Origin of the sequence: Flavobacterium album (assembly GCF_003096035.1) — a bacterium.
GTDB lineage: Bacteria > Bacteroidota > Bacteroidia > Flavobacteriales > Flavobacteriaceae > Flavobacterium > Flavobacterium album.
Window position 1 is genome coordinate 1,154,813 of the sequence record NZ_CP029186.1, and the last position, 22,065, is coordinate 1,176,877.

Below are 22,065 nucleotides of genomic sequence, written 5' to 3' on the forward strand. Positions count from 1 at the left end.
ACGGTACAAAGATATATAATTTCCGCCTAATTTATAACAGCAACTTTTTTTATTACAGACGGAACAGCCTTTTAAAAAGGGCTTTGATAAACAGGCCTTTCGGGCATTGCCATATCACTTTCAGCTCTTCAATGAATGACGTTTCCTCATCAAGGAATTTGAATACCGGCGCCGCCTTTCCGGACCTGAACATGGCCGAGAATATTGCCGCGCCCTTGTGGTTTTTTTCGGCCAGTATATCAAGGAGCAACAGGTCGTAAAACCAAAATCGGTTTTTCTTATGAAACTTCCTCATGTCCGGTCCATCGGAAAGCAAATGGCCTACAAGCCTGTCCGATAGCTTGTCGGCATTGCGGAAGGTATAGCCCGTACTTGCTTTGGTCCACCCGCCGGCCGACCCGATATGAACGATATTCTTCGTGTTGCGTTTCCAAAAAGGATAACATGTCATGGGGATGCTGCCTTTTTCCGTGTCGATGATCTTATAGGATATGGCGCCCAGGTCATCAAGATAGCTTTTTATGGCATCTTCATATTCTTTTTGCGGAAGCAGGTCTTTCGAGAAAAGCGTGTACTCTACAATAGCTTCGGTTTCGGACAAAGGAAGGGCATACATAAAGCGTGTGTTGCCTTTTTGTAGAACGCTGAAGTCCATGAACGTGGGGCACTGTGGGTCAAACACCGGTTTTTCAGTTGCCACATGCCATCCAATGAAATGCTGCTGCAGTACAGGGTATTTGTTTTGCGACAAAGGAAGCGCCGGGTTATAAATGCTGTTAAAAAGCCTGTTGCAGGTGTAGCTTTCACTGCCTGCCATCACCGTCACCCTGCTTCCTGAATCGGCAAACTCAACAACTCTCTTGTTAGCAAACTCAATGTTGGGATGATTTCGCAACTCATCAAAAACAAAATTATAAAAGTCTATACCGCGAATCATTTTGTATTTATAGCCTGAGAAGTCAAGCTCAGTACTTCGTTTGTCGTTGGCAAAGCGGGCGGTGTCCCATGTTTTATAGATAATGGAATCCCAGGCGCCGGGGCCTTTCTGCCAAAAGCACCAGGTACGATCATTATCTTTTTTGCTATCAGGATCGATAAGCAAAACCGAAGCATCGGTAAACTTTCTGCTGATGGCCATTTTGTAAACCGTCATCAGCGAAGCCAGCCCAGCCCCGGCAAAAATGTAGTCGTAATGCTTCATAGTAGCCAAAAATACGCATTTGGCAGAACTTTAGCATTTGAATTATTTAGACTGACCTAAAAATTAATTTATATTTGTGTATAATTTATCCGTAATGACCTATTCTGAAGAAAACTACCTTAAGGTAATTTACCATCTTTCGCAAAATGCCAACAAAGGTGTTACCACCAATGCCATTGCCAATGTGATGGAAAGCAAGCCGTCTTCGGTTACCGATATGGTGCAAAAACTCGCCGATAAAGAACTGGTGATCTATAAAAAATACCAGGGGGTAGCACTAACGGATAAAGGAAAGTTTATGGCCCTGATGATCGTACGCAAGCACCGCCTGTGGGAAGTTTTTCTGGTGGAAAAGCTTCATTTCTCATGGGATGAGGTGCACGACGTAGCCGAGCAGCTGGAACACATCAAAAGTGAAAAGCTGACGGACAAGCTCGACGAATTTCTCGATTTCCCTACTGAAGACCCGCATGGCGACCCGATACCCGACCGCAACGGCAAGATAGCCAAGACCGATAAGAAGCTGCTCTCCGAAATGGCGATCGGCAGGAAAATGATATGCGTGGGCGTGAAGGACAGCTCGCCGCCGTTCCTGCAATACCTCGACAAGCAGCAAATCGCCCTCGGCTCTGCCATAGAGATCATAAGCAAGGAAGATTTCGACATGTCGCTTACCCTTCGCCTGGGCGATAAGGAAGTCACTGTATCTAATAAAATTGCCGCCAACCTTTTTGTAAAAACCGTATAAATGCAGCACACCAATAGCAACAGCCATTCGCTGGAAGAAGTACATGAGTCGGTAGCCGTAGGACAGAATACCTCGGTGTGGAAAAAGATACTGGCCTTTTTCGGACCGGCCTATATGATCAGCGTCGGCTATATGGACCCCGGCAACTGGGCTACCGATATTGCCGGCGGAAGCCAGTTTGGCTATACATTACTGTGGGTATTGCTCATGAGCAACATCATGGCGCTCCTCCTGCAAAGCCTTAGCGCCCGCTTGGGTATTGTCAGCCGTAGGGACCTGGCGCAGGCTTCGCGCGAAACCTACTCTAAGGGCATTAACGTAGTGTTATACGGCCTGGCCGAAATTGCCATTGCCGCCTGCGACCTTGCCGAAGTACTGGGTATGGCGATAGGATTAAAATTATTATTCGACCTGCCGCTGCTTTGGGGCGTGAGCATTACCATGCTCGATACTTTCCTCCTGCTGTTCCTCATGAACAAAGGAATCAAAAAGATGGAGGCCTTTATCATCGGGCTTATTGCCATTATAGGCCTTTCATTTTTAGTAGAAATGTTCTTTGCAAAACCTGATATGGCCGAAGCCGCTAAGGGACTTATACCTTCTATACCCAACAGCGCTGCGCTGTACATTGCTATAGGCATCATCGGCGCAACCGTAATGCCGCATAACCTGTACCTCCATTCGTCTCTGGTGCAGACCCGAAAGTTCGACCGTACTTTCAAGGGGATAAAACAGGCGATACGCTATAATTTTATAGATTCGGTCATTGCGCTCAACATGGCCTTCTTTGTCAATGCCGCTATACTTATATTGGCTGCCGCGACCTTTTATACCAACGGGTTCCATGAAGTTGCCGACATACAAGATGCACACAAGCTTTTAGAACCGATGCTTGGCTCCGGGTGGGCGGCCCCACTTTTTGCACTCGCGCTTATCGCCGCCGGGCAAAGCTCTACCATTACGGGCACCCTCGCCGGTCAGATCGTTATGGAGGGCTATCTTCACCTGCGCATACAGCCGTGGGTACGGCGCATCGTTACAAGGCTCATCGCCATCGTCCCTGCTTTCCTTACCATATTCTATTTTGGTGAAGATTCTACCGGGGAGCTGCTGGTGTTCAGCCAGGTGGTGCTTAGCCTGCAGCTGGGCTTCGCTATTATACCGCTCATTCATTTCGTTAGCGATAAGAAAAAGATGAAGGAGTTTGCTATCGGTACTATTACTAAGATCGCCTCGTGGGCAATAGCGCTCATTATTGTTTCGCTCAATGCCAAATTGGTTTATGATGAGATATATTCCTGGATTACCACTTCCCAAAACCCTGTTTATATTTGGGTATTTGTTGTGCCTTTGGCATTGGCCGCCGCCGGACTGCTGCTGTACATCATCCTTGAGCCGTTCGTCAGGAAAGAAAAAGATAAGTCAGCCCGGGGGCTGCACATGGACCAGGTAATGCTCTATGAACTTCCCGAAAAGCGTGTGTACAGCAATATCGCTGTCGCCCTCGATTTTTCGAAGACCGATACGCGTACCATTTCCAGCGCGTTACAGCTTGGAGGCAACACGGCGCATTATACCCTGATACATATCGTGGAAACTGTAGGCGCCATGATACATGGCGACCTGGCCGAAGATTATGAAACGGGCAGCGACATGGAGTACCTGTCCCGTTACCGCGACAGCCTGCGCGAACAGGGCTACAGTGTGGCTATAAGGCTCAGCTTCGGCAGCCCGAAAAAGCAGATACCGCAAATCATTAATGATGACGGTACTTTTGATATCCTTATTCTTGGAGCCCACGGGCACAACTGGCTAAAGGATATCATTTTCGGTACAACAGTAGATGCCGTGCGGCACAAGGTTAAAATACCCTTGCTGATCATTAAGGATTGATCTGTGCTTCTTTAGCATCATTCTGGAAAAATAAAATAAATTTACACAGTTTTGTCCCCGTTTTAAAATGCGGCTCGTTATAGAGGCATAACTTAAAATTTATACCATGAAAGATTTCGTTTTAATTTTCAGGAGTAATGATGATCCGGCACAAAGGCCATCGCCGGAGCAAATGCAGCAGGCATTCGCAAAATGGATGGACTGGATGGCCGGCATTGCTGCACAAAACAAAATGGTCGACAGGGGAAACAGGCTTTCTCCGGCCAATGTCAAGGTAGTAGCGCCGGGCAATGTGGTGACCGACGGCCCCTACACAGAGATCAAGGAGTTTATAAGCGGGTATACCATAATAAAATCCCATACGATTGACGAGGCGGTTGAAATTGCAAAAGGCTGCCCTATATTTGAGTTTGGCGGAAGGGTTGAAGTAAGGGCTGTAATTGCACCCGATGACAACGACTAACCAGCTGATACCCCATCTGTTCAGGCAGGAGTTTGCCAAAATGACGGCAGTTTTGTGCCGTCATTTTGGCCTTCTGTATTTAGAGACTGCCGAAGATATAGCGGGCGAAACATTCCTCAAGGCATCGGAATACTGGGCCGTGCATGGCATTCCCGATAACCCTGTTGCGTGGCTCTATACTGTTGCAAAAAATAAAGCGCGGGACCACATCAGGCACAACACCATTTTTCGCGATAAGGTAAGCAGGGAGCTAAAAGCCGATGGAATCTTTGAGGAAAACTCCTTTGAAGTCGACGACAGGATAATTGCCGACAGCCAGCTGGCCATGATATTTGCAGTTTGCAATCCGGCAAATCCTCCCGAAAGCCAGATTGCACTGGCCCTTCAGATATTATGCGGCTTTAGTGTCGAAGAAATTGCAGATGCTTTCCTGGCTAAGGCCGAAACCATTAAAAAGCGCCTGCATCGCGCAAGGTCAAGGCTCCGTAATGATAATTTCCGGATTAAGGATTTAGCCGGTAAAGAAGTCGCGGAGCGAATGGAGACTGTATTAAAGACTTTGTACCTCCTGTTTAATGAAGGTTATTTTTCCAGGTCGAATAACCGTACAGTCCGTAAGGAGCTATGTTGCGAAGCGATGCGGCTAACCCTTGTTTTAACCCAAAACCCGCTCACCGATTCGCCCGATAGTAATGCGCTGCTGGCATTAATGTGCTTTCAAAGTTCGCGGCTTGAGGCAAGGATGAACGAGGAGGGTGAGCTCATCCTGTTTGAAGACCAGGACAGGGCGTTGTGGGATAACGAACTGATACATAAAGGAAATAATTTCCTGGTAAATGCCTGTACAGGGGACAAAATTTCGAAATACCATCTGGAGGCAGGCATTGCTTACTGGCATACCACCGCGGCAACCACAGACAAATGGAAGCCTATACTGCAATTATATAATGAGCTTGTAATTATTGAATACTCGCCGGTCACTGCATTGAACCGTACATTTGCTTATGCGATGGTGCATGGAAATGAAATGGCCATAACCGAAGCCGAAAAGCTAAACCTGCCGGAAAGCAGCCACTACCACGCGCTTTTGGGTTACCTGTATAGCGATGTAAATGCAGATAATGCTGCCCGGCATTATAAAGAAGCAATCAGGATCACGAAAGTGAAGGCAGAAAAACAAACACTGCAAAAAAAATTAGTACAGCTTCAAAAAGGGTAACCTTATCAATGGCATCCGCAATCCTCGCAGCCATCCTTCTTGTTCTTTTTAAAAAAGAATTTCTTTGCCAAAAAAGCCGCCGCCGCGATCACAATAATATAGGCGATGATGCTTTGGATATCGATGTCGAATTCTATCTTCATTTTACTTCAGCATTTGGTAGGTTATTAACGAAACAACATAGGCAAAAGTACTCATCCCGAACAACTGTATCATGGGCCATTTCCAGGAATTGGTTTCCTTTTTGGTTATTGCGAGCGTACTGATGCACTGCATGGCAAAGGCGTAGAAGAGCAGCAATGATATGCCGGTAGCAAAATTAAACACCTTTTCACCGGTTAAAGGATTAATTTCCGACTCCATACGCTGCTTTATGGTCACTTCATCCTCGCCGCTGCTGCCAATATTATAAATCGTGGCCAGCGTGCCTACAAAAACTTCGCGCGCCGCGAACGATGACACGATGGCAACGCCTATCTTCCAGTCGTACCCCAGCGGGCGGATAACCGGCTCTATGGTTTTACCCATAATGCCGATATAGGAATGCTCCAGGCGGTAAGAGGCCACAGCATCGTCAAACTCTTTTTGGGTAAACGACTTATATTCCCAACGCTTTACAACCGATTCGGCATTTTCAAGGTCATTGCCCGGCCCATGCGAGCCAAGGAACCAGATGATGATGGAAAGCGCAAGGATGATTTTTCCGGCGCCATAAACAAAAGCCTTTGTTTTTTCCAGTACATTAAGCCCTACATTCTTAAAGAGGGGTAGCTTGTAGTTGGGCATTTCGGCGACAAAAAAGCTTTTGTGCTTTATGTCGAGAACCTTATTGAGTATCCATGCCGAAAGTATGGCACCGGTAAAGCCCAGCAGGTACAGCGCCATTAGGGTAAGCCCCTGCAGGTTGAAAATGCCCAACACGTATTTTTGCGGAATAATGAGCGAAATGAGTATGGTATATACCGGCAGCCTTGCTGAGCAGGTGGTAAATGGCGTAACTAATATCGTGATAAGCCTTTCGCGCCAGTTCTCTATGTTGCGTGCCGCCATGATGGCCGGTATGGCACAGGCCGTACCCGATATGAGGGGCACTACGCTTTTGCCGCTAAGCCCGAAGCGCTTCATTATCTTATCCATGAGGAAAACCACACGGCTCATATAGCCGCTTTCTTCCAATAATGAAATGAAGAGGAACAGGAAGGCTATCTGCGGTATGAATATAACCACGCCGCCTATGCCGGGGATAACGCCCTGCGCAATAAGTTCGGTGAGCTTGCCCGGGGCCATGTTTTCCTGAGCAAATGCCGAAAGCCTTGCAAAGGTTTCATCGATGAGGTCCATTGGTACGCTCGACCAGGAAAAGATAGACTGGAAGATGAGCATAAGTATGCCAAAGAAGATAACGTACCCGAACACCTTATGCGTAAGCACCCTGTCGAGGCGCGCACGAAGGTCTTTTGCCTTTGCTGTATCGATAACCTGTCCGATCTTGAGCACATCGTTGATGAACTGGTAGCGCTTTATGGTTTCTTTTTGCTGCAGCCTTTTCAGTTCTGAACGGGTTTTGGTGAATGAGGTGCCCAGCAGTTCTTTTTTCTCCGAGATACCGAAATTCACGTCCTGCGTGATCACCAGCCAAAGCTTGTACAATAGCTGGCTGGGGAAGGCTTTGCGCAGCTTGTTGAAATAGTCAGGGTCGATAGTAGAGGCATGGAGGCAGGGCTCGGTAGACAGGCTTTGGTAGTCTACAATAAGCCGTTTCAGGTTTTCAATGCCCGTTCCCTTGCGCGAGCTTACCAGTGCTATTTTGGTATTCAGCTGGCTTTCGAGGTAGGGAATATCCAGGGTAATGCCTTTCTTCTCCATCCTGTCGGCCATATTAATGACCAGTATAGTAGGGATCTCAAGGTCTTTTATCTGGGTAAAGAGGAGCAGGTTGCGCTTCAGGTTCTCTACATCGGTAACCACAACGGCAACATCGGGATAGTCTTTATCGTTCTTATTCAGCAGCAGCTCGATCACCACATTCTCATCAATGGAGCTGGCATTCAGGCTGTAGGTACCCGGCAGGTCCATTACGGTTCCCCTTACATGATCGGGCAGTTTGCACACGCCGGTTTTCCGCTCTACGGTAATACCGGGATAGTTGCCCACCTGCTGGTTAAGACCGGTAAGGTGGTTGAATACCGATGTTTTGCCGGTATTCGGGTTGCCTATCAATGCGATTTTGAGGGTTGGTGCTGCCACTGTTTAGAAGTCTTTTAGGATTTCAACATCTATCTCGGCAGCAGTTTCCATACGTATGGCCACATGGCTGTCATTCACGTTGATGTAGATAGGGTCGCCCATAGGAGCCACCTGTAACAATTGCACTATATTACCGGGAAGGCACCCCATTTCGAGGAGCTTAAGCGGGATAGCATCGATATCAAAATCGGTGATAATGGCTTTCTGGCCTTTTTTGAGCCCGGCAAGAGTTGTTTTCAACGCTTTATTTAGAATAAATTAAGATTGCAAAATTACGAATAAATATCTTTTTCAAACGAATTACAATGATTTATTTAGGACCGGAAGATGCAGGGTCATGTATCAAAGCGAATCAGATTGCCCGGGGCCTTTTGCAGTCAGGCTCCAGGGGCATTCGTGGCAGGAAAACTATTCATTTTCCCGCAGCCACTTAATGTCTTCGAGCAGTTGCTTTACGTTCTTTTCGCCTTTTGGGGGTGTTTCATCCAAAAGGGTGCCATTATAAAACCCGCGGATACGGCCCTTTTTATCCACCAGTACGAAATTCTCGGTATGTACCATGTCGTAAAGTTCGGCAGAAGTATTGGTCTTTGCGGCAAGGTAGGATTTTCGTGCAATGTAGTAAATGTCTTCTTTCTTTCCCGTAACCAGGTTCCATTTACCGTCGATGGCGCCTTTCTTTTTCGCATAAGCCTTCAGTACCGGCACAGTATCGGTATCCGGCATTACGGAGTGCGAAAGCAGCATAACATCGGGCATATCTTTTACCTGGCCCTGGAGCCACGACATGTTTTCGCCCATCGGCACACAGATGCTCGGGCAGGTGGTAAAGAAGAAATCGGCCACATAAATTTTCCCTTCGTAATCTTTTTGGGTAACGGTCTTTCCGTTTTGGTTAGTGAAAGCAAAATCAGCTATGCGGTGATTGCGCTTAATATATTGCGCTGTACTGTCTACCAGTTCGGGGTTTACATCGGCAGGGTTGTATACTTTCAGCGTTTTCCGTGGCTTAAGCGCCGTATAGAAAAGCGTCAGTATTATTGCCGAGAGGATAGCAAGGACAATGAAAAAGATTCTATATTTTTTAAAAAAGCCGGGCATCGGGAGTAAATTTTTGCAAAATTACGAAACAACGCAGGATTTAAACAGCCATTGTCGCAATTATACCACATTAAAAATCAAGAGGAAACCCACATTTAACACTTTTCGGAAAGGTATTTGCATGCATCCTTAATATTTTTGTAATGCAAGCAAAACATAAACTATGAAATTCTACTTAAATACAGCCCTGGCTGTTACCGCTTTATTAACTATGAATACAGGCTCCGCGCAGACAAAGAACCCTAAACAACAGAAGCCGGGCATCAACCTTTCTTATATGGATAAGAAAGTGAAGCCTGCCGATGATTTCTTCCGTTACGTGAACGGCGCATGGGTAGACCAGACTGAAATACCGGGCGACAAGACACGCTGGGGCAGCTTTGACGAGCTGCGGGAAAACACCAATAACGATGCACTCGCGATACTGAAAGAAGCCGCAGCCAATAAAAAGCTCGGGTCGAATACCGACCAGGGTAAGGCGGCCAACCTGTACAAAACCATTATGGACACGGTTACAAGGAACAAGCAGGGCATTAAGCCATTGCAGCCCTACCTTAAAAAAATAGATGCTATTAAGGATGTGAAAAGCCTTCAGGCATTCCTTATAGAAATGGAGCCCGAAGGCGGCATAGGGTTCTTTGGGGTGTATATTGACGAAGATGCCAAAGACAGCAATAAAAATGTAGTGTCTGTAAGCCCGGGAAGCCTCGGATTGCCCGACAGGGACTACTATGTTTCTGATGATGCCGACTCAAAAGAAAAGCGCGAAAAATATGTTGCACACGTAGGCAGGATGCTGAAATACCTTGGCTATAAAGAAGCCGATGCCAAAACCGCCGCAAAACAGATCCTCGCACTCGAAACCGCTATGGCACAGCCAAGGCTGGACAGGGTAGAACGCCGCGACCGCAGGAAAAGCTACAACCCGATGGCTGTGGAAGGACTGGAAAAAATTACGCCAGCCATCAACTGGAATACTTACCTGAGCGGTATTGGCATAAAAAATATCGATACTATAATCGTTTCGCAGCCCAAATATATGGCTGCCCTGCAGGAGCTTTTTAAACAAAATAAAGTAGAAGACTGGAAAGCCTATATGAAATGGACATTGCTTAACAAGGCTGCCGGCTACCTTACAACTGATATAGAAACGGCCAACTGGGAGTTTTACAGCAAGACCCTGAAAGGCGCGCTTAAAGAAGAGACACGCGACAAGAATGCGCTGCAGGTCATAAACGGCACTGTAGGCGAGGCATTGGGCAAGCTGTATGTGGAGAAGAAATTCCCTGCTGAAGCCAAGGCCAAAGCCGAAAGTATGATCAAAAACGTAATGCTGGCCTACGAGAACCGTATCAACCGCCTGCCGTGGATGGCAAAATCGACACGTGAAAATGCGATACAGAAACTCCGCAAGCTTACCGTGAAGATCGGCTACCCTGACAAATGGAAAGATTATTCGGCGCTTACATTGCAAAGCCCGGCCGAGGGCGGTACGTTTTTCAATAACATGAAAAATATAATGCGCTGGAGATGGCAAAAAGACCTTGAGAAACTCGGCAAGCCGGTAGACAAGACCGAATGGGGCATGGCGCCACAGATAGTGAACGCTTACTTTAACCCGTCGAACAATGAGATCGTGTTCCCTGCCGGTATATTGCAGCCGCCTTTCTACGACTACAGGGCCGACGAAGCCGTGAACTACGGAGGCATTGGCGCGGTTATTGGCCACGAGATATCGCACGGATTTGATGATTCAGGTTCACGCTATAATGCCGATGGCAACTTGGTGAACTGGTGGAGCGACGAAGACCTGGCACAATTTACAGGCCTTGGCGGTGCACTGGCCGACCAGTACAGCGCCCTGCAGCCGCTGCCGGGAATTTATGTAGATGGCAAGTTTACCCTTGGTGAGAACATTGGCGACCTTGGCGGTGTAAACGCGGCTTATGATGGCTTACTGCTCTACCTTAAGAAAAACGGCAACCCGGGACTGATAGACGGCTTTACGCCCGAACAGAGGTTCTTTATCTCATGGGCAACCATTTGGAGGACAAAAATGCGCGATGAAGCCATAAAGAACCAGGTGAAAACCGACCCGCATTCGCCGGGAATGTACAGGGCTTATGTTCCTCTTCAAAACGTAGATGCGTTCTATGATGCCTTCGGAATAAAACAAGGGGATGGCATGTATGTGGCCCCTGAGAAGCGGGTGAGGATTTGGTAATTCGCTTTTAGAAATCATAAAATAACCCATGCCGCAAACGGTGTGGGTTATTTGTTTATATCCAATGATTTTAGTTGTAGTAAACCGTTATTTCTTTAGACGTTTCCCAAGAATATGTTAATTGCGGAAAAACCGTAATTTTGCTAAAAATTTAAAATATAATTTTGTTATGCGCAAAATAAATAGGTAGTAGCTTGGGAAAAAAATTGCATGTACTTGGTATTGACGACCATGTTGTGGTCCTCGAAGGGTATTATTCTATATTTAAATATTTTGAAACAACTTTTGATGAGCTAAAATTCGCAAAAGCGTATGATTGCAGGTCGGGTTATCAGGTGATTCAGCAAAACAAAGATACTTCTTTTGACATCGCCGTACTGGACTACAGCATACCTGCTTACCCTGAAATGGGGCTGTATACCGGGGAAGACATTGCGCTATTGGTACGAAAAACCATGCCCTCCTGCAAGATCGTCATGATGACGATGCACAAGGAAGTAGATATCATGGGGCGGATACTCGAAAAGATAAAACCCGAAGGCTTCATCAACAAAAGCGACTGCACGACATCTGAACTGATAGACGGTTTCAGGACAGTGCTTGACGGCAGTACCTATTTTTCTAAAACGGTCTTAAATTTTATTGCGAGGCAGGAAAGCGAAATATTGCTGGAAGACATCGATATAAAAATTATCTTGTTTTTAGCTAAGGGCATTAAGAACAAAAACCTTGGTAAGTACATACCTTTATCGGACAGCGCCATCGAGAAAAGGAAATACCGTATAAAGCGCCTGCTGGATGTATCCGGCGGCGATGAAGAGCTGATCACCAAAGCGCGGGACCTGGGGTATATTTAAATCCCCGCCGTGAATGTAAATCCTGTTAGTTCCTGAATTTTTGTTGAGTCTATAATTTTACCTCCACGCTCTTTTTCTAAAAACCCGGGCAGCGGCAATCCTGCTTCGGTTGCTTTTTTTGTGTAGTAGTCCTTCCGGGTGGGGTGCTGTGGCGCAACAACATTAAAGGTTTCTCCCCAGGCATTGCTTTCAATCACTTTCAGGATGCTGCCAATGCAGTCGTCACGATGCACGAGGTTAACCGGCGCATCACCATCGGGCAGGTTCTCCCTTCCGGCAAGGTGCTTAACAGGGTGCCGGTCTTCGCCTATCAATCCCCCAAAACGGAGCACTGTGGTTTTAAAGCTTTTATTTTCCTGCAAAAGTCTTTCTGTCGCAACCAACTGTTTCCCGCTATCCGTAACGGGATTCGGACTAGTATCTTCAGTGACAACAGCTGCATCGTCCGCATAAACCGATGTCGAACTGATAAATAAGATTTTATCTGTTCCCGACTGCTCTATATACGGAAGGAGCGTACGTATCTTTTTCGCAAAATCTTCACCGCTTTTTGCCTTGGGCGGCACATCAATAATAAGAATTTCAGCATTAGCCAAAAAACCGGCAATGTCTCCTTCAACCTCATTTTCGTGTAACGAAATATGAAAAGGAGTTATCCCTTCATTATTTAAAATTTCCAGTTTATTTTCAGATGTGGTCGATCCTTTAATGGTAAAAGAATTATTGAGCAATTTTTTTGCTAACGGAAGCCCCAGCCACCCGCAGCCGAGTATAGAAATGTTCTGCATCAGGATATATCTTTTCGCACCAGTATGAAATAATCGTTCTCCAGCGGCATGTAGCCCTGTTCGTAAACAAAGAAATAGGTATTGCCGGTCTTAGTGTTCAGCAGGCTGGTAAAGTAGGTAAAGTCAAAACCCATTGCCATCATTTTGGAGCGGGTGGTCTTTGTCTTGCCTTCTACATTCAGTTCGGCCAGGATGCGGTAGTTCTTGCGCAGCTTGTTGTTGATGTTGCGCATAAAATTATTGCTGTCCTTATTGATCTTGTTATTCCAGGCATTGCGGCAGCCGTCGCTGCAGAATTTCTTGTCTTCGCGGCCTACAATGGCATCGCCGCATTCGGGACAGGTGCGTGTCATTTTCGCGAACGTGTTTTTGGTTTTACTTCACCGGCTTCCGGCTTTGGCTGGGCTGCGGTCAGTTTTTTTATTTTGTAAAGGTCTTCCCGGCGATCCTTCAGGATGCGCACGCTTCCAAACTCATGAAGCTCTTTCAGCAGGTCGAGGTCCACATCCACAATAATGGTCATCTCGGTATTCGGAGTAGCCTCGGCCTTGATGCCATTTGACGGGAACGAAAAATCGGAAGGCGTAAATACTGCGGTCTGGGCATACTGTATATCCATGTTGTTCACGCCCGGCAGGTTGCCCACACACCCGGCTATAGCCACATAGCATTCGTTCTCTATGGCGCGTGCCTGTGCACAGCTTTTTACGCGCGTATAGCCATTTTGCGTATCGGTAAGGAAGGGTACAAAGAGTATCTCCATTCCTTCATCGGCCATGAGTCTGGACAGTTCGGGGAACTCTATATCATAGCATATCATAATGCCTATCTTTCCGCAGTCGGTATCAAAGGTCTTTATCTCGTTGCCGCCCACCATACCCCAGTAGTTCACCTCGTTGGGAGTAATGTGTATTTTGGTGTACATCTCGAAAGTACCATCCCTTTTGCACAGAAACCCGACATTATACAGGTTGCCGTCCTCAACCATGGGCATGCTTCCTGTAATGATATTGATATTGTAGGATATTGCCATTTCCTGGAACCGTTTGCGGATAGGCTCGCAATACCTTGCGATTTCCCGGATGGCATCCGCTTCGCTGAGGTGGTTGAAATCGGCCATCAGCGGCGCTACGAACAATTCAGGGAATAAGGCAAAGTCGCTCCCGTAGCCCGACACGGCATCGATAAAGAACTCTGCCTGCTCGAACAATGCCTCCACATTCGCCAGCGGTCGCATCTGCCACTGCACCAGCCCGAGGCGGATAACGCTCTTACGGGTATTGATGAGCACAGGGTCTTTTTCGTAGTAGATATTATTCCATTCCATCAGTACGGCATAATCCTGCGAGTTCTTGTCGCCCTCAAGGTAGTTGCGCATTACTTTTATAACGTGGAAATCGTTGCTCAGCTGAAAGGCCAGCACCGGGTCGTGTATCTCTTTCAGGCGTACCTTTTCGATATATTCCTTTGGGGTAAGCTCACTGGCATATTCATTGAACATTGGCATCCTCCCTGCAAAGATGATGGAGCGCAGGTTCAGCTGTTCGCACAGTTCCTTACGGGCATCATACAGCCTGCGCCCCAGGCGCAGCCCGCGATAGGCTGGGTCGATGAACACGTCGATGCCATACAGCACTTCGCCCTCATAGTCATGGGTGTTGAAAGAATAGTTGCCCGTGATCTTTTCGTAGGTATGGTTCATCGTGGCCTTCTTATGGTCAACAATAAGCGAAAGCGCAGAGCCCACCACTTTACCGTCGACCAGTACCACTAACTGTCCCTCGGGGAATATCTTCAGCAGGCGCTTGATGTCCTTTTCGTCCCAGTAGGGCTGTTCCATTTCCATATCGGCAGGCTTGTAGGCGTGCTGCATGGTCATGCGGAGTTCTTTATAATCCTCTATACGAAGGTTACGAAGCTCTACTTTGGAAATTTCTGTTTGCATTAGAAAGTCATTTTTGTAAAGATAGGGAAAACTTTCCGTTTGCAAACGTTTGTATGAGGGTTTATGTATGTCTTAAGGTATTATGCTAATATTCCTAATATCGCAGAGGTCCTTAAAGTCTTTTACATTAAATGTAACTAATCCATCAACTTTAATATTTATATCTTTTAAAATTTCTCTAATAATTGAATCGACTAAGGCAACTTTAGGAATAGGAGATTTATGAACCTGATATACATTATGAAGAGCATTATCTCTATAACTCTCATCGTATATTAATGCTGTCTTTTCTGATTTGATTAAGTTTTCTAAATTTTCTAATGCTGCTTTATTCTTTATAAAACTTGAATTAAGTACTTCATATAAAGTAGGGAAAGGGATTATAAGAGTGTAATCTGAGATTATTTCAGCAACCTCTTGAGCTTGTTGATGATAAGAATCGCTAGGATCTAATAGCCCAAACCAATATCCGGTGTCAACAAGAATATATTTGTCCATATAAAATATTAGAAAACATCCTCTTGAAACGTCTCCTTATTGCCATATCCTTCCCAAATAGCTCTTTTTCGTGTACCAAAAAGGAATCTGCCACGCATTTGACACGAACTATCAGTTACGGTTAAATATAATCTATCGTTGTTGGAAATGGTTATTTCCGATTCAATCAGTTCTTTTGTTTCTTCATAAATTATATCAAAATTATCTTCTGAAACTTCTATTTCTAATGCAGCATTACTATTACCGCAATCCAAAGCATCATGATTATCTAGAAATCTATAAAGGTTTTGATAGTCTCCTTTTAAACCTAAATCGTAATTAATCATAATCCACTTTTTCATTGAAATTAATTTTGGTTCAAAGATAGCAATTTATGGAAATGAACTCAATTTCCCATTTACAAACGCTTACAAATAACTACAACCGATTTTAAACAGTTAACAACCGAATAAAGTTTGGTGCCTGCCGCAACTTTGCCTCGTTGAAACTATGATACGGTTTCTTCAGTTGATGCTAATATAACGATAACAATTTAATTACTACACGCCATGAACGCATTAAAGAACAAAGTACAACTGATAGGGAACGCGGGGTCCGACCCGGAGATCAAAACCTTTGAAGGAGGTAAAAAGCTGGCACGGCTCACCCTGGCCACCAACGAAAGCTACACCAACGACAAAGGCGAAAGGATAACCGATACCCAGTGGCATACGGTTACCGCCTGGGGAAAGACCGCGGCGATCATAGAGAAATATGTTACCAAGGGTAAAGAGCTGGCCATAGAGGGCAAGCTGACGCATCGCAGCTACAACGACACCAATGGCGAGAAACGCTATATTACCGAGGTCGTTGTTAGTGACGTGCTGCTGTTTGGTAAGTAACAGGGCGGAAGGTGGGGATCGTCCCCCTGTTGCAAAAGGCTGCCTGTGCACGGGCAGCCTTTATTTTTTTTAATAATATATTTATAACGCCTGAAGGAAAGAAATCGAAAACAATTACCTGATATCACGTACTGTCGGCACGTCTCGCTCCCCTCTCCTTGGGAGAGGGGCCGGGGGTGAGGACTAACCGATAGGAGTAATATCAAAAAAAAATCACTATCCTCATTTAGCCTACATAACCACCCGTTTAGGCTACATCCCAACAAACCTCCCTGCCGACCTTTGTATTATAATTTTTAAATAACAAAATCATGTCAGATAAAACAACATCAGGGAAAGTTTGGTTCATAACAGGCGCATCACGCGGATTTGGCCGTATATGGGCCGAAGCAGCATTAAAACGAGGCGATAAGGTAGCGGCAACAGCCCGCAACCTGGGTAGCATAGCTGCCCTTAAGGATACTTACGGCGACAACGTGCTTACGCTGGAATTGGATGTTACCAATGCCGCACAGGCCAAAGAAACGGTGCAGAAAGCCTATGAGCACTTCGGAAGGCTGGATGTAGTACTTAACAACGCCGGTTACTCGCTTGTGGGAACCATAGAGGAAGCCCCTGCCGATGAGGTAAAAGCTATGTTCGATACCAATATTTTTGGTGCGGTTACTGTAATTCAGGCTGCGTTACCGTTACTAAGGAAACAGGGCTACGGACACATACTCGGCACATCGAGCAATTTGGGACATGTAACCCTCCCGGTAATTGGATATTACGCGTCTTCAAAATGGGCCTTCGAAGCGATCCATGAGAGCCTTGCGCTGGAGGTTAAAGATTTTAATGTCAAAGTGACGATCATAGAGCCCGGTGCGTACGCCACCGAATTCGGTACACCGGAATCTTTAAAGTTTGCGCCGTCTATGGAAATATACGACGGGTTCAAAGCCAACTTTTTCAAAAGCCTGCAAAACATGGAGCGCGGTAACCCTGCTGCAACGCCCGACAGCCTCTTTAAAGCTGTAGATACAGAGAACCCGCCATTGCGACTTTCGTTGGGCAGCAACAACCTCGCCTGGGTACGCGGCGCCTATGCCGACCGTATGGCGGAATGGGAAGCCTGGGAAGATATAGCGATCGCTGCCCAGGGGTAATTTTCTTAACCACATAGGGACATAGGTTTTATAGTCCTTGATTAAGGATACATAATTCCGCATAGCGAAGCGAAGCTTCAGGCTCTGTGGAACTTAATTAAAACTTCATAACCGTTACAAATGCTATGTGCCTATGTGGTTAAAGATTTCAAAATTTGTGAATTAGTGTAATTCATAGCAAAAAAATAACCGGTAATAATAACATTATCGGTTATCTTTATATAAAGAATACAACGATGAAAAAAGATACAACGGCACCGCATAATTTTACCTCACTTACTGAGGCGGCACGCACTTTTGGCCTGCCGGAACCCAACCATCCGCTGATCACGATACTGGGCGCCGAAAGCAACAATATAATAGAACTTGCCGTACCACAGTCGCACGTACTGCATTTTTACAAAATATCATATAAACCGCGCCTTAGCGGCCGGATAAAATATGGCCAGGATTACTATGACTTTGACGAAGGCGGCCTCCTCTTTGCCGCGCCGGGCCAGATCATAGGCGCTGACGAAAAGCACGGTGGCGTTTGCGCGCAATACACGCTGCTCATACACCCCGATTTTTTACTGGGCTACTCTCTCGCAAAAAAGATAAAGCAGTACGGGTTCTTTTCTTATTCTGCCAACGAGGCATTGCACCTTTCAGATAAGGAAAAAGCCACCATTATTTCCATTTTCACGATAATAGAAGAAGAGCTGACCGGCAGGCTCGACGATTTCAGCCAGGATGTCGTTATTTCACAAATAGAGCTGCTACTCAACTATGCCAACCGTTTTTATAAACGCCAATTCATAACCCGTAAGGCGGTAAGCAACGGACTCCTGCAGGACATGGAGGAAATTCTGGATGAATACTTTGGCAGTGACGCATCAACAGGCAAAGGCATCCCTACCGTGCAGTATTTGGCCGACAGGCTGCACATATCCTCCAGCTACCTTAGCGACATGCTGCGGTCGCTTACCGGGCAGAATGCACAGCAGCATATACACGGCAAGCTTATCGACAAGGCAAAGGAAAAATTATCTACAACAGAATTATCCGTCAGCGAAATTGCCTATGACCTGGGTTTCGAACACCCGCAGTCGTTCAGCAAATTGTTCAAGACCAAAACCAGCTTATCCCCTGTAGAGTTCAGGCGGAGTTTTAATTAAAAATTTTAAAATTAATGAGTAGGAACACACCCCTAACCCCTCTCAAGAGGGGAACACTCAGACTTGCTACTCAGATCCTTAATAACGAAATGCCTGTCGGCATGAGTGAAGCTCTTCCCCTCTTGAGAGGGGTTAGGGGTGTGTCTTCAGGGACTGTCGATAAATCCTTCTGAATATAATCAATACAACCCCTTCGCTACACGATATGTATTCGCATGCGCCTCAATAATGGTTTTTATATCCGGGCTATAACCCCCACCCATGCTGCATTGCACCGGAATGCCTAATTTATGGCAAAGTGACATAACAAAGCTATCGCGCTCTTTGCATCCGTTTATGGTGCAGCCCAGTTTTCCCAGCTTGTCCGTTGCCAATATATCCACCCCGCTGAGGTAAAAAATAAAGTCAGGCTTTTCGGTAGCAATAAGATTCGGAAGTGTTTCTGTTAGAATGGAAAGGTATTCCTCATCGCCTGTGTTATCGGGCAAAGCGATATCCAGGTCGGAAGTTTCTTTATGGAAAGGGTAATTGCTTTTCCCATGCATGGAGAAGGTAAAGACATTTTTATTATCTATAAATATCTCAGCCGTGCCGTTGCCCTGGTGTACATCAAGGTCGACGATCAGGATTTTCTTTGCAAGAGTATTATCCAAAAGGTACTGCGTCCCAATTGCCTGGTCGTTCAACAAACAAAATGCCTCGCCGTGGGCGCTGTAGGCATGGTGTGTACCGCCGGCAATGTTGAAGGCAATACCGGTTTCCAAAGCCTTTTTACAGCCCAAGATCGTTCCTTGTGCGATGCGCAGTTCGCGTTCTATAAGTTCAGCAGAAAGAGGAAATCCTATTTTGCGTACAGCCCTCGGGTCAAGCGTGAGATTGAGCAAATCATCAACATAATTCTTATCATGCACAGCCAGCACATGCTTCATATCCGGCATGCCCGGCGCGTGGAAATCGCTTTCAACAGCCGTGCCCTCGTGCAGCAATTGCTGGGGCAGCAGCTCATATTTTATCATCGGGAAGCGGTGGCCTTCCGGCAAAGGGTGTTTGTAAATAGGGTGGAAGGCAATAGGCAGCATGCAATCGGTTTTCTTGCAAAGATAGATGGACTTATAATAAAATAATATTTATTTCCAGTAACGTAGTAGTCTACGTATAGCTTTGCGGCTTTGCGTGAAATTAAAAATTGGTAATTACATCAGCGAAAATATCTTCCACATCAGTAGTACTGCAGATACCAATCCCAACAGCGCCGCTACCATTTTAAGTGACCTTGTTTTGGAAGCGTTCAGGAAAATGAAGCCCGCTGCCGTGAGCAGTAAAATAGAAATAACAGTGAGCAGCCTCGCATTTTGCATCGAATCGGGATAATAGCTGAGGTACTGCTGTTTCGATTCTTCAAATGTAGCAGTATCTCCTGTAACCGAAAACCACAGGAACAGATCGGCCAGCACGATTACGAGGCAGACAATAGCTAAAGTAAAAAGGAAAGAAGAACGTTTCATAAAACTTCAATTAAGGTGATCAATACGCAAAATCATCGTCGAATTTCCTTAACAGATAGCGCTTGGTTTTAGTATCATAAAAACCAAGTATATAGGAACCTTTAAATGGTGTTACCGTTTGTAGCGTAAGGTTCCGGTTCCCTCCCATAAAACGGCCAATATAGTCTATTGCCAGTGCCGGCATTACATAAGGGCGGTGGTTAAAGTTATCGTCAAAAAGGCTTTCAAAATAATTCACCTGCAATTCGCCGCCTTCAAACAGGTTACCTCCGCCGGTCAGCAGCAGCCCGGCGGCCCCGAGTATCACATCACCTGCCGGCATTATCGTCCGCACGCCTCCTGCCGTAATCAAAATATCATCGGGTGTACGGTACACTGATATAGCAGCCCCCGAGAAACCCGCCCTCCGAAGGAATTTTTTGGTATCCTTCAACTCGTCCGGACGGTTACTGCCTGTTTGCGACAGCAGCGGCGAATTCTTAAAATCAATAGCCTCTTCTGCGGTCACATGGTAATTTTTGCTGTCGGAAGTATTAGAAAGACTGGTCGCCGTCATTGCCATCTCCTCGTTGTTAAGTTTTATCTGGTACAGTTTTCCGTCAAGGTAAAACGAATTGGCATCGGCGCTGTCGGCAAGTACCGAATGTGTAAATACCCGCGATGTAACTGTATAGTTGGCATTATCAATCGTGAGTATCTGGGTGTAACCGGGATTGTGGTCCAGCGTCAGCAAGAAGGAATCCTTCAGCGCATACAGCTTTATTTTCTGGCTGGAGGTAGGGAGGTCGGTAAATCCATTAGTCTCTATTTTTTGCAGCGGATAGTCCCCGATAAGGTTATTCAGCGTGGTTTTTTTGCTTTTCGCATCGGTGAAGGATAAAGCCGAAAAGTCAATAGTTTTGGTGGTATACGTGCCATTGCTGAAAATGTAGCATTTCAGCTCTTCTTTTCCATGGGGCAGCGTTACGATATAAAAAGCTTCGTATTCGGAGAATGTAGTTAGTACCTCCTCATCTTCGGCATAAGGCATTTCGAAATTCGCCCGGCCCACAACCCTGTTCGCAAAATCGAAGTAAACGCCCTGTAGCTTTTTCAGGTTCCGCGATGCCCAGTACACGGCGGGCTTACCATCGGTAAAGCTGTAGCCGGGCATAAAGTCGTAGTCCTTAACGGGGCGTGTTGTGGTAAGGCTGTCTTTAAAGAACAGTGCGCCGTTCAGCCGCAATGCCTTCAGCGATTCTTTATCCGAAATAAAAACAGCGAATTGCGAATACGCAGTATCCGTGGCCGCCAGTGACTGTTGCTGATCGGTGCCGCGTTTAAGGTCGAGGGGCGTTGAAAATAATGGGACTTGTGCCTGCCCTGCGTACAAGGCCAGCATACATAAAACAGTAAATATCTTTTTCATGTGCCGAAGCTTTAGCACCACACAAATTACTGCTTTTTACGATCACGGCAATGTGTGGGAATGTTAATTATCCATTTCCCTTTGCAGCGCATCAAAAAACAGGCCAACATGGTAGCCATCCATCAGGCCGTGGTGTACGTGTACCGATACAGGCATCGACTTCCGGCCGTCTTTCTCCGTCATTTTGCCAACCGATATTTTAGGGCAGCTGTCGGGAAATGTAAAACTCCGCGCATGCGACAGCGACGTAAAGTCCACCCACGGGATTGCCGAAAAGTGGATGATATTGTCATTATCGAATTCCCTTGTGAACAATCCCGTCGTGTTACGCACACGTTCTATTTCTGCTTTGGAATTCGCCGAAAACACTTCAATTTCGGGGTTGAATTCCATCAGCGAAAATCCGAAGGTATTATCTTCTCTTGTAAGCGTTGCCGAGGCATCCACACGGTCGTACACAACTACCTCATTCCCCGAAATACGGTATCGGAATTCCTCCACGTTGTTCACTGCCGCCAGGACTTTATGAAGATAGTATATAAAGAAGGATACATTCTTGGCTTTCGCCGAAGCATAGCCTTTGGTGCAGTCGATAGTCGCCACCAGCCCGAAGAACGGCTCCTCAAATTGACTGAAGAACCCGAAGTGCTCTTTGCGGGGCCAGGTGGAGAGGTTGAGTTTAGTTTTCATGGTATATTGTAATGAAAAGCCACACGGTGAGGTGCGGCTTTGTATTGTTATTATATAATTTCAGGCGTTTGTCATTCTGACGAAGGAAGAAT

General features: G+C 46.1%; 23 protein-coding genes. 9 read left to right on the forward strand and 14 right to left on the reverse strand.

Features of this window, described 5'->3' with window-relative positions; translation table 11 throughout:
* Positions 1-52: 52 nt before the first annotated feature.
* Positions 53-1,201, reverse strand: a complete 1,149-nt coding sequence (locus HYN59_RS05160; RefSeq protein ID WP_108777249.1) for a lycopene cyclase family protein — start codon at positions 1,199-1,201, stop codon at positions 53-55.
* A 94-nt stretch (positions 1,202-1,295) separates the two neighbouring features.
* Between HYN59_RS05160 and HYN59_RS05165 the strand changes: the two genes are divergently transcribed.
* From HYN59_RS05165 to HYN59_RS05180, 4 genes are all read left to right on the forward strand, one after another.
* Positions 1,296-1,949 carry a metal-dependent transcriptional regulator gene (locus tag HYN59_RS05165; protein ID WP_108777250.1) on the forward strand — a complete coding sequence of 218 codons (654 nt, stop codon included), beginning with the start codon at positions 1,296-1,298 and terminating at the stop codon, positions 1,947-1,949.
* Complete coding sequence (locus HYN59_RS05170) at positions 1,950-3,842, forward strand: Nramp family divalent metal transporter (RefSeq protein WP_108777251.1); 1,893 nt, start codon at positions 1,950-1,952, stop codon at positions 3,840-3,842. It begins immediately after the preceding gene.
* 106 nt (positions 3,843-3,948) lie between these two features.
* Positions 3,949-4,305 (forward strand): YciI family protein, encoded by a 357-nt coding sequence (locus HYN59_RS05175; protein WP_108777252.1) that lies wholly within the window; start codon positions 3,949-3,951, stop codon positions 4,303-4,305.
* Entirely contained in the window at positions 4,292-5,524 is a 1,233-nt protein-coding gene (locus tag HYN59_RS05180) for an RNA polymerase sigma factor (protein WP_108777253.1), read from the forward strand. The genes HYN59_RS05175 and HYN59_RS05180 overlap by 14 nt, the downstream gene beginning before the upstream one ends.
* A 5-nt stretch (positions 5,525-5,529) precedes the next feature.
* On the opposite strand, the gene HYN59_RS05185 is transcribed toward HYN59_RS05180, so the two are convergent.
* The 4 genes from HYN59_RS05185 to HYN59_RS05200 form a co-directional block, all read right to left on the reverse strand.
* Positions 5,530-5,667 carry a FeoB-associated Cys-rich membrane protein gene (locus HYN59_RS05185; RefSeq protein ID WP_425433069.1) on the reverse strand — a complete coding sequence of 46 codons (138 nt, stop codon included), beginning with the start codon at positions 5,665-5,667 and terminating at the stop codon, positions 5,530-5,532.
* Between the two features lies 1 nt (position 5,668).
* A complete protein-coding gene (gene feoB / locus HYN59_RS05190; RefSeq protein WP_108777254.1) occupies positions 5,669-7,771 on the reverse strand; it encodes a ferrous iron transport protein B in 2,103 nt (700 codons plus the stop codon).
* Positions 7,772-7,774: 3 nt separating this feature from the next.
* A complete protein-coding gene (locus HYN59_RS05195; protein ID WP_108777255.1) occupies positions 7,775-8,011 on the reverse strand; it encodes a FeoA family protein in 237 nt (78 codons plus the stop codon).
* 168 nt (positions 8,012-8,179) lie between these two features.
* The gene (locus HYN59_RS05200) at positions 8,180-8,872 is read right to left on the reverse strand and encodes an SCO family protein (protein ID WP_108777256.1); all 693 of its coding nucleotides are present in this window, start codon (positions 8,870-8,872) and stop codon (positions 8,180-8,182) included.
* Between the two features lie 163 nt (positions 8,873-9,035).
* On the opposite strand from HYN59_RS05200, the gene HYN59_RS05205 reads away from it, so the two are divergent.
* Together HYN59_RS05205 and HYN59_RS05210 are read left to right on the forward strand one after the other, a co-directional pair.
* Entirely contained in the window at positions 9,036-11,096 is a 2,061-nt protein-coding gene (locus HYN59_RS05205) for a M13 family metallopeptidase (protein WP_108777257.1), read from the forward strand.
* 194 nt (positions 11,097-11,290) lie between these two features.
* Complete coding sequence (locus HYN59_RS05210; RefSeq protein WP_181369511.1) at positions 11,291-11,953, forward strand: response regulator; 663 nt, start codon at positions 11,291-11,293, stop codon at positions 11,951-11,953.
* On the opposite strand, the gene HYN59_RS05215 is transcribed toward HYN59_RS05210, so the two are convergent.
* From HYN59_RS05215 to HYN59_RS05235, 5 genes are all read right to left on the reverse strand, one after another.
* Positions 11,950-12,741: an SDR family oxidoreductase gene (locus HYN59_RS05215; protein ID WP_181369512.1), complete on the reverse strand. Its 792-nt coding sequence runs from the start codon at positions 12,739-12,741 to the stop codon at positions 11,950-11,952. The genes HYN59_RS05210 and HYN59_RS05215 overlap by 4 nt on opposite strands.
* Complete coding sequence (locus tag HYN59_RS05220) at positions 12,741-13,094, reverse strand: DNA gyrase inhibitor YacG (RefSeq protein ID WP_108777260.1); 354 nt, start codon at positions 13,092-13,094, stop codon at positions 12,741-12,743. Before HYN59_RS05220 ends, HYN59_RS05215 begins: the two co-directional genes overlap by 1 nt.
* Positions 13,091-14,686 (reverse strand): bifunctional GNAT family N-acetyltransferase/carbon-nitrogen hydrolase family protein, encoded by a 1,596-nt coding sequence (locus HYN59_RS05225; protein ID WP_108777261.1) that lies wholly within the window; start codon positions 14,684-14,686, stop codon positions 13,091-13,093. Before HYN59_RS05225 ends, HYN59_RS05220 begins: the two co-directional genes overlap by 4 nt.
* Before the next feature lie 72 nt (positions 14,687-14,758).
* Positions 14,759-15,184 (reverse strand): PIN domain-containing protein, encoded by a 426-nt coding sequence (locus tag HYN59_RS05230; RefSeq protein WP_108777262.1) that lies wholly within the window; start codon positions 15,182-15,184, stop codon positions 14,759-14,761.
* An 8-nt stretch (positions 15,185-15,192) separates the two neighbouring features.
* On the reverse strand, positions 15,193-15,525 hold the full coding sequence (locus HYN59_RS05235) for a hypothetical protein (protein ID WP_108777263.1): 333 nt from the start codon (positions 15,523-15,525) through the stop codon (positions 15,193-15,195).
* A gap of 207 nt (positions 15,526-15,732) precedes the next feature.
* Between HYN59_RS05235 and HYN59_RS05240 the strand changes: the two genes are divergently transcribed.
* From HYN59_RS05240 to HYN59_RS05250, 3 genes are all read left to right on the forward strand, one after another.
* Complete coding sequence (locus tag HYN59_RS05240) at positions 15,733-16,065, forward strand: single-stranded DNA-binding protein (protein ID WP_108777264.1); 333 nt, start codon at positions 15,733-15,735, stop codon at positions 16,063-16,065.
* A gap of 311 nt (positions 16,066-16,376) precedes the next feature.
* Entirely contained in the window at positions 16,377-17,213 is an 837-nt protein-coding gene (locus tag HYN59_RS05245; protein ID WP_108777265.1) for an SDR family NAD(P)-dependent oxidoreductase, read from the forward strand.
* 236 nt (positions 17,214-17,449) lie between these two features.
* Positions 17,450-18,370 (forward strand): helix-turn-helix domain-containing protein, encoded by a 921-nt coding sequence (locus HYN59_RS05250; protein ID WP_108777266.1) that lies wholly within the window; start codon positions 17,450-17,452, stop codon positions 18,368-18,370.
* Between the two features lie 179 nt (positions 18,371-18,549).
* On the opposite strand, the gene HYN59_RS05255 is transcribed toward HYN59_RS05250, so the two are convergent.
* From HYN59_RS05255 to HYN59_RS05270, 4 genes are all read right to left on the reverse strand, one after another.
* Complete coding sequence (locus HYN59_RS05255) at positions 18,550-19,449, reverse strand: histone deacetylase family protein (protein WP_108777267.1); 900 nt, start codon at positions 19,447-19,449, stop codon at positions 18,550-18,552.
* A 114-nt stretch (positions 19,450-19,563) separates the two neighbouring features.
* Complete coding sequence (locus tag HYN59_RS05260; RefSeq protein WP_108777268.1) at positions 19,564-19,875, reverse strand: hypothetical protein; 312 nt, start codon at positions 19,873-19,875, stop codon at positions 19,564-19,566.
* 19 nt (positions 19,876-19,894) lie between these two features.
* Positions 19,895-21,283, reverse strand: a complete 1,389-nt coding sequence (locus HYN59_RS05265; RefSeq protein ID WP_108777269.1) for a hypothetical protein — start codon at positions 21,281-21,283, stop codon at positions 19,895-19,897.
* A gap of 63 nt (positions 21,284-21,346) precedes the next feature.
* Entirely contained in the window at positions 21,347-21,973 is a 627-nt protein-coding gene (locus HYN59_RS05270) for a chloramphenicol acetyltransferase (protein WP_108777270.1), read from the reverse strand.
* Positions 21,974-22,065 lie beyond the last annotated feature (92 nt).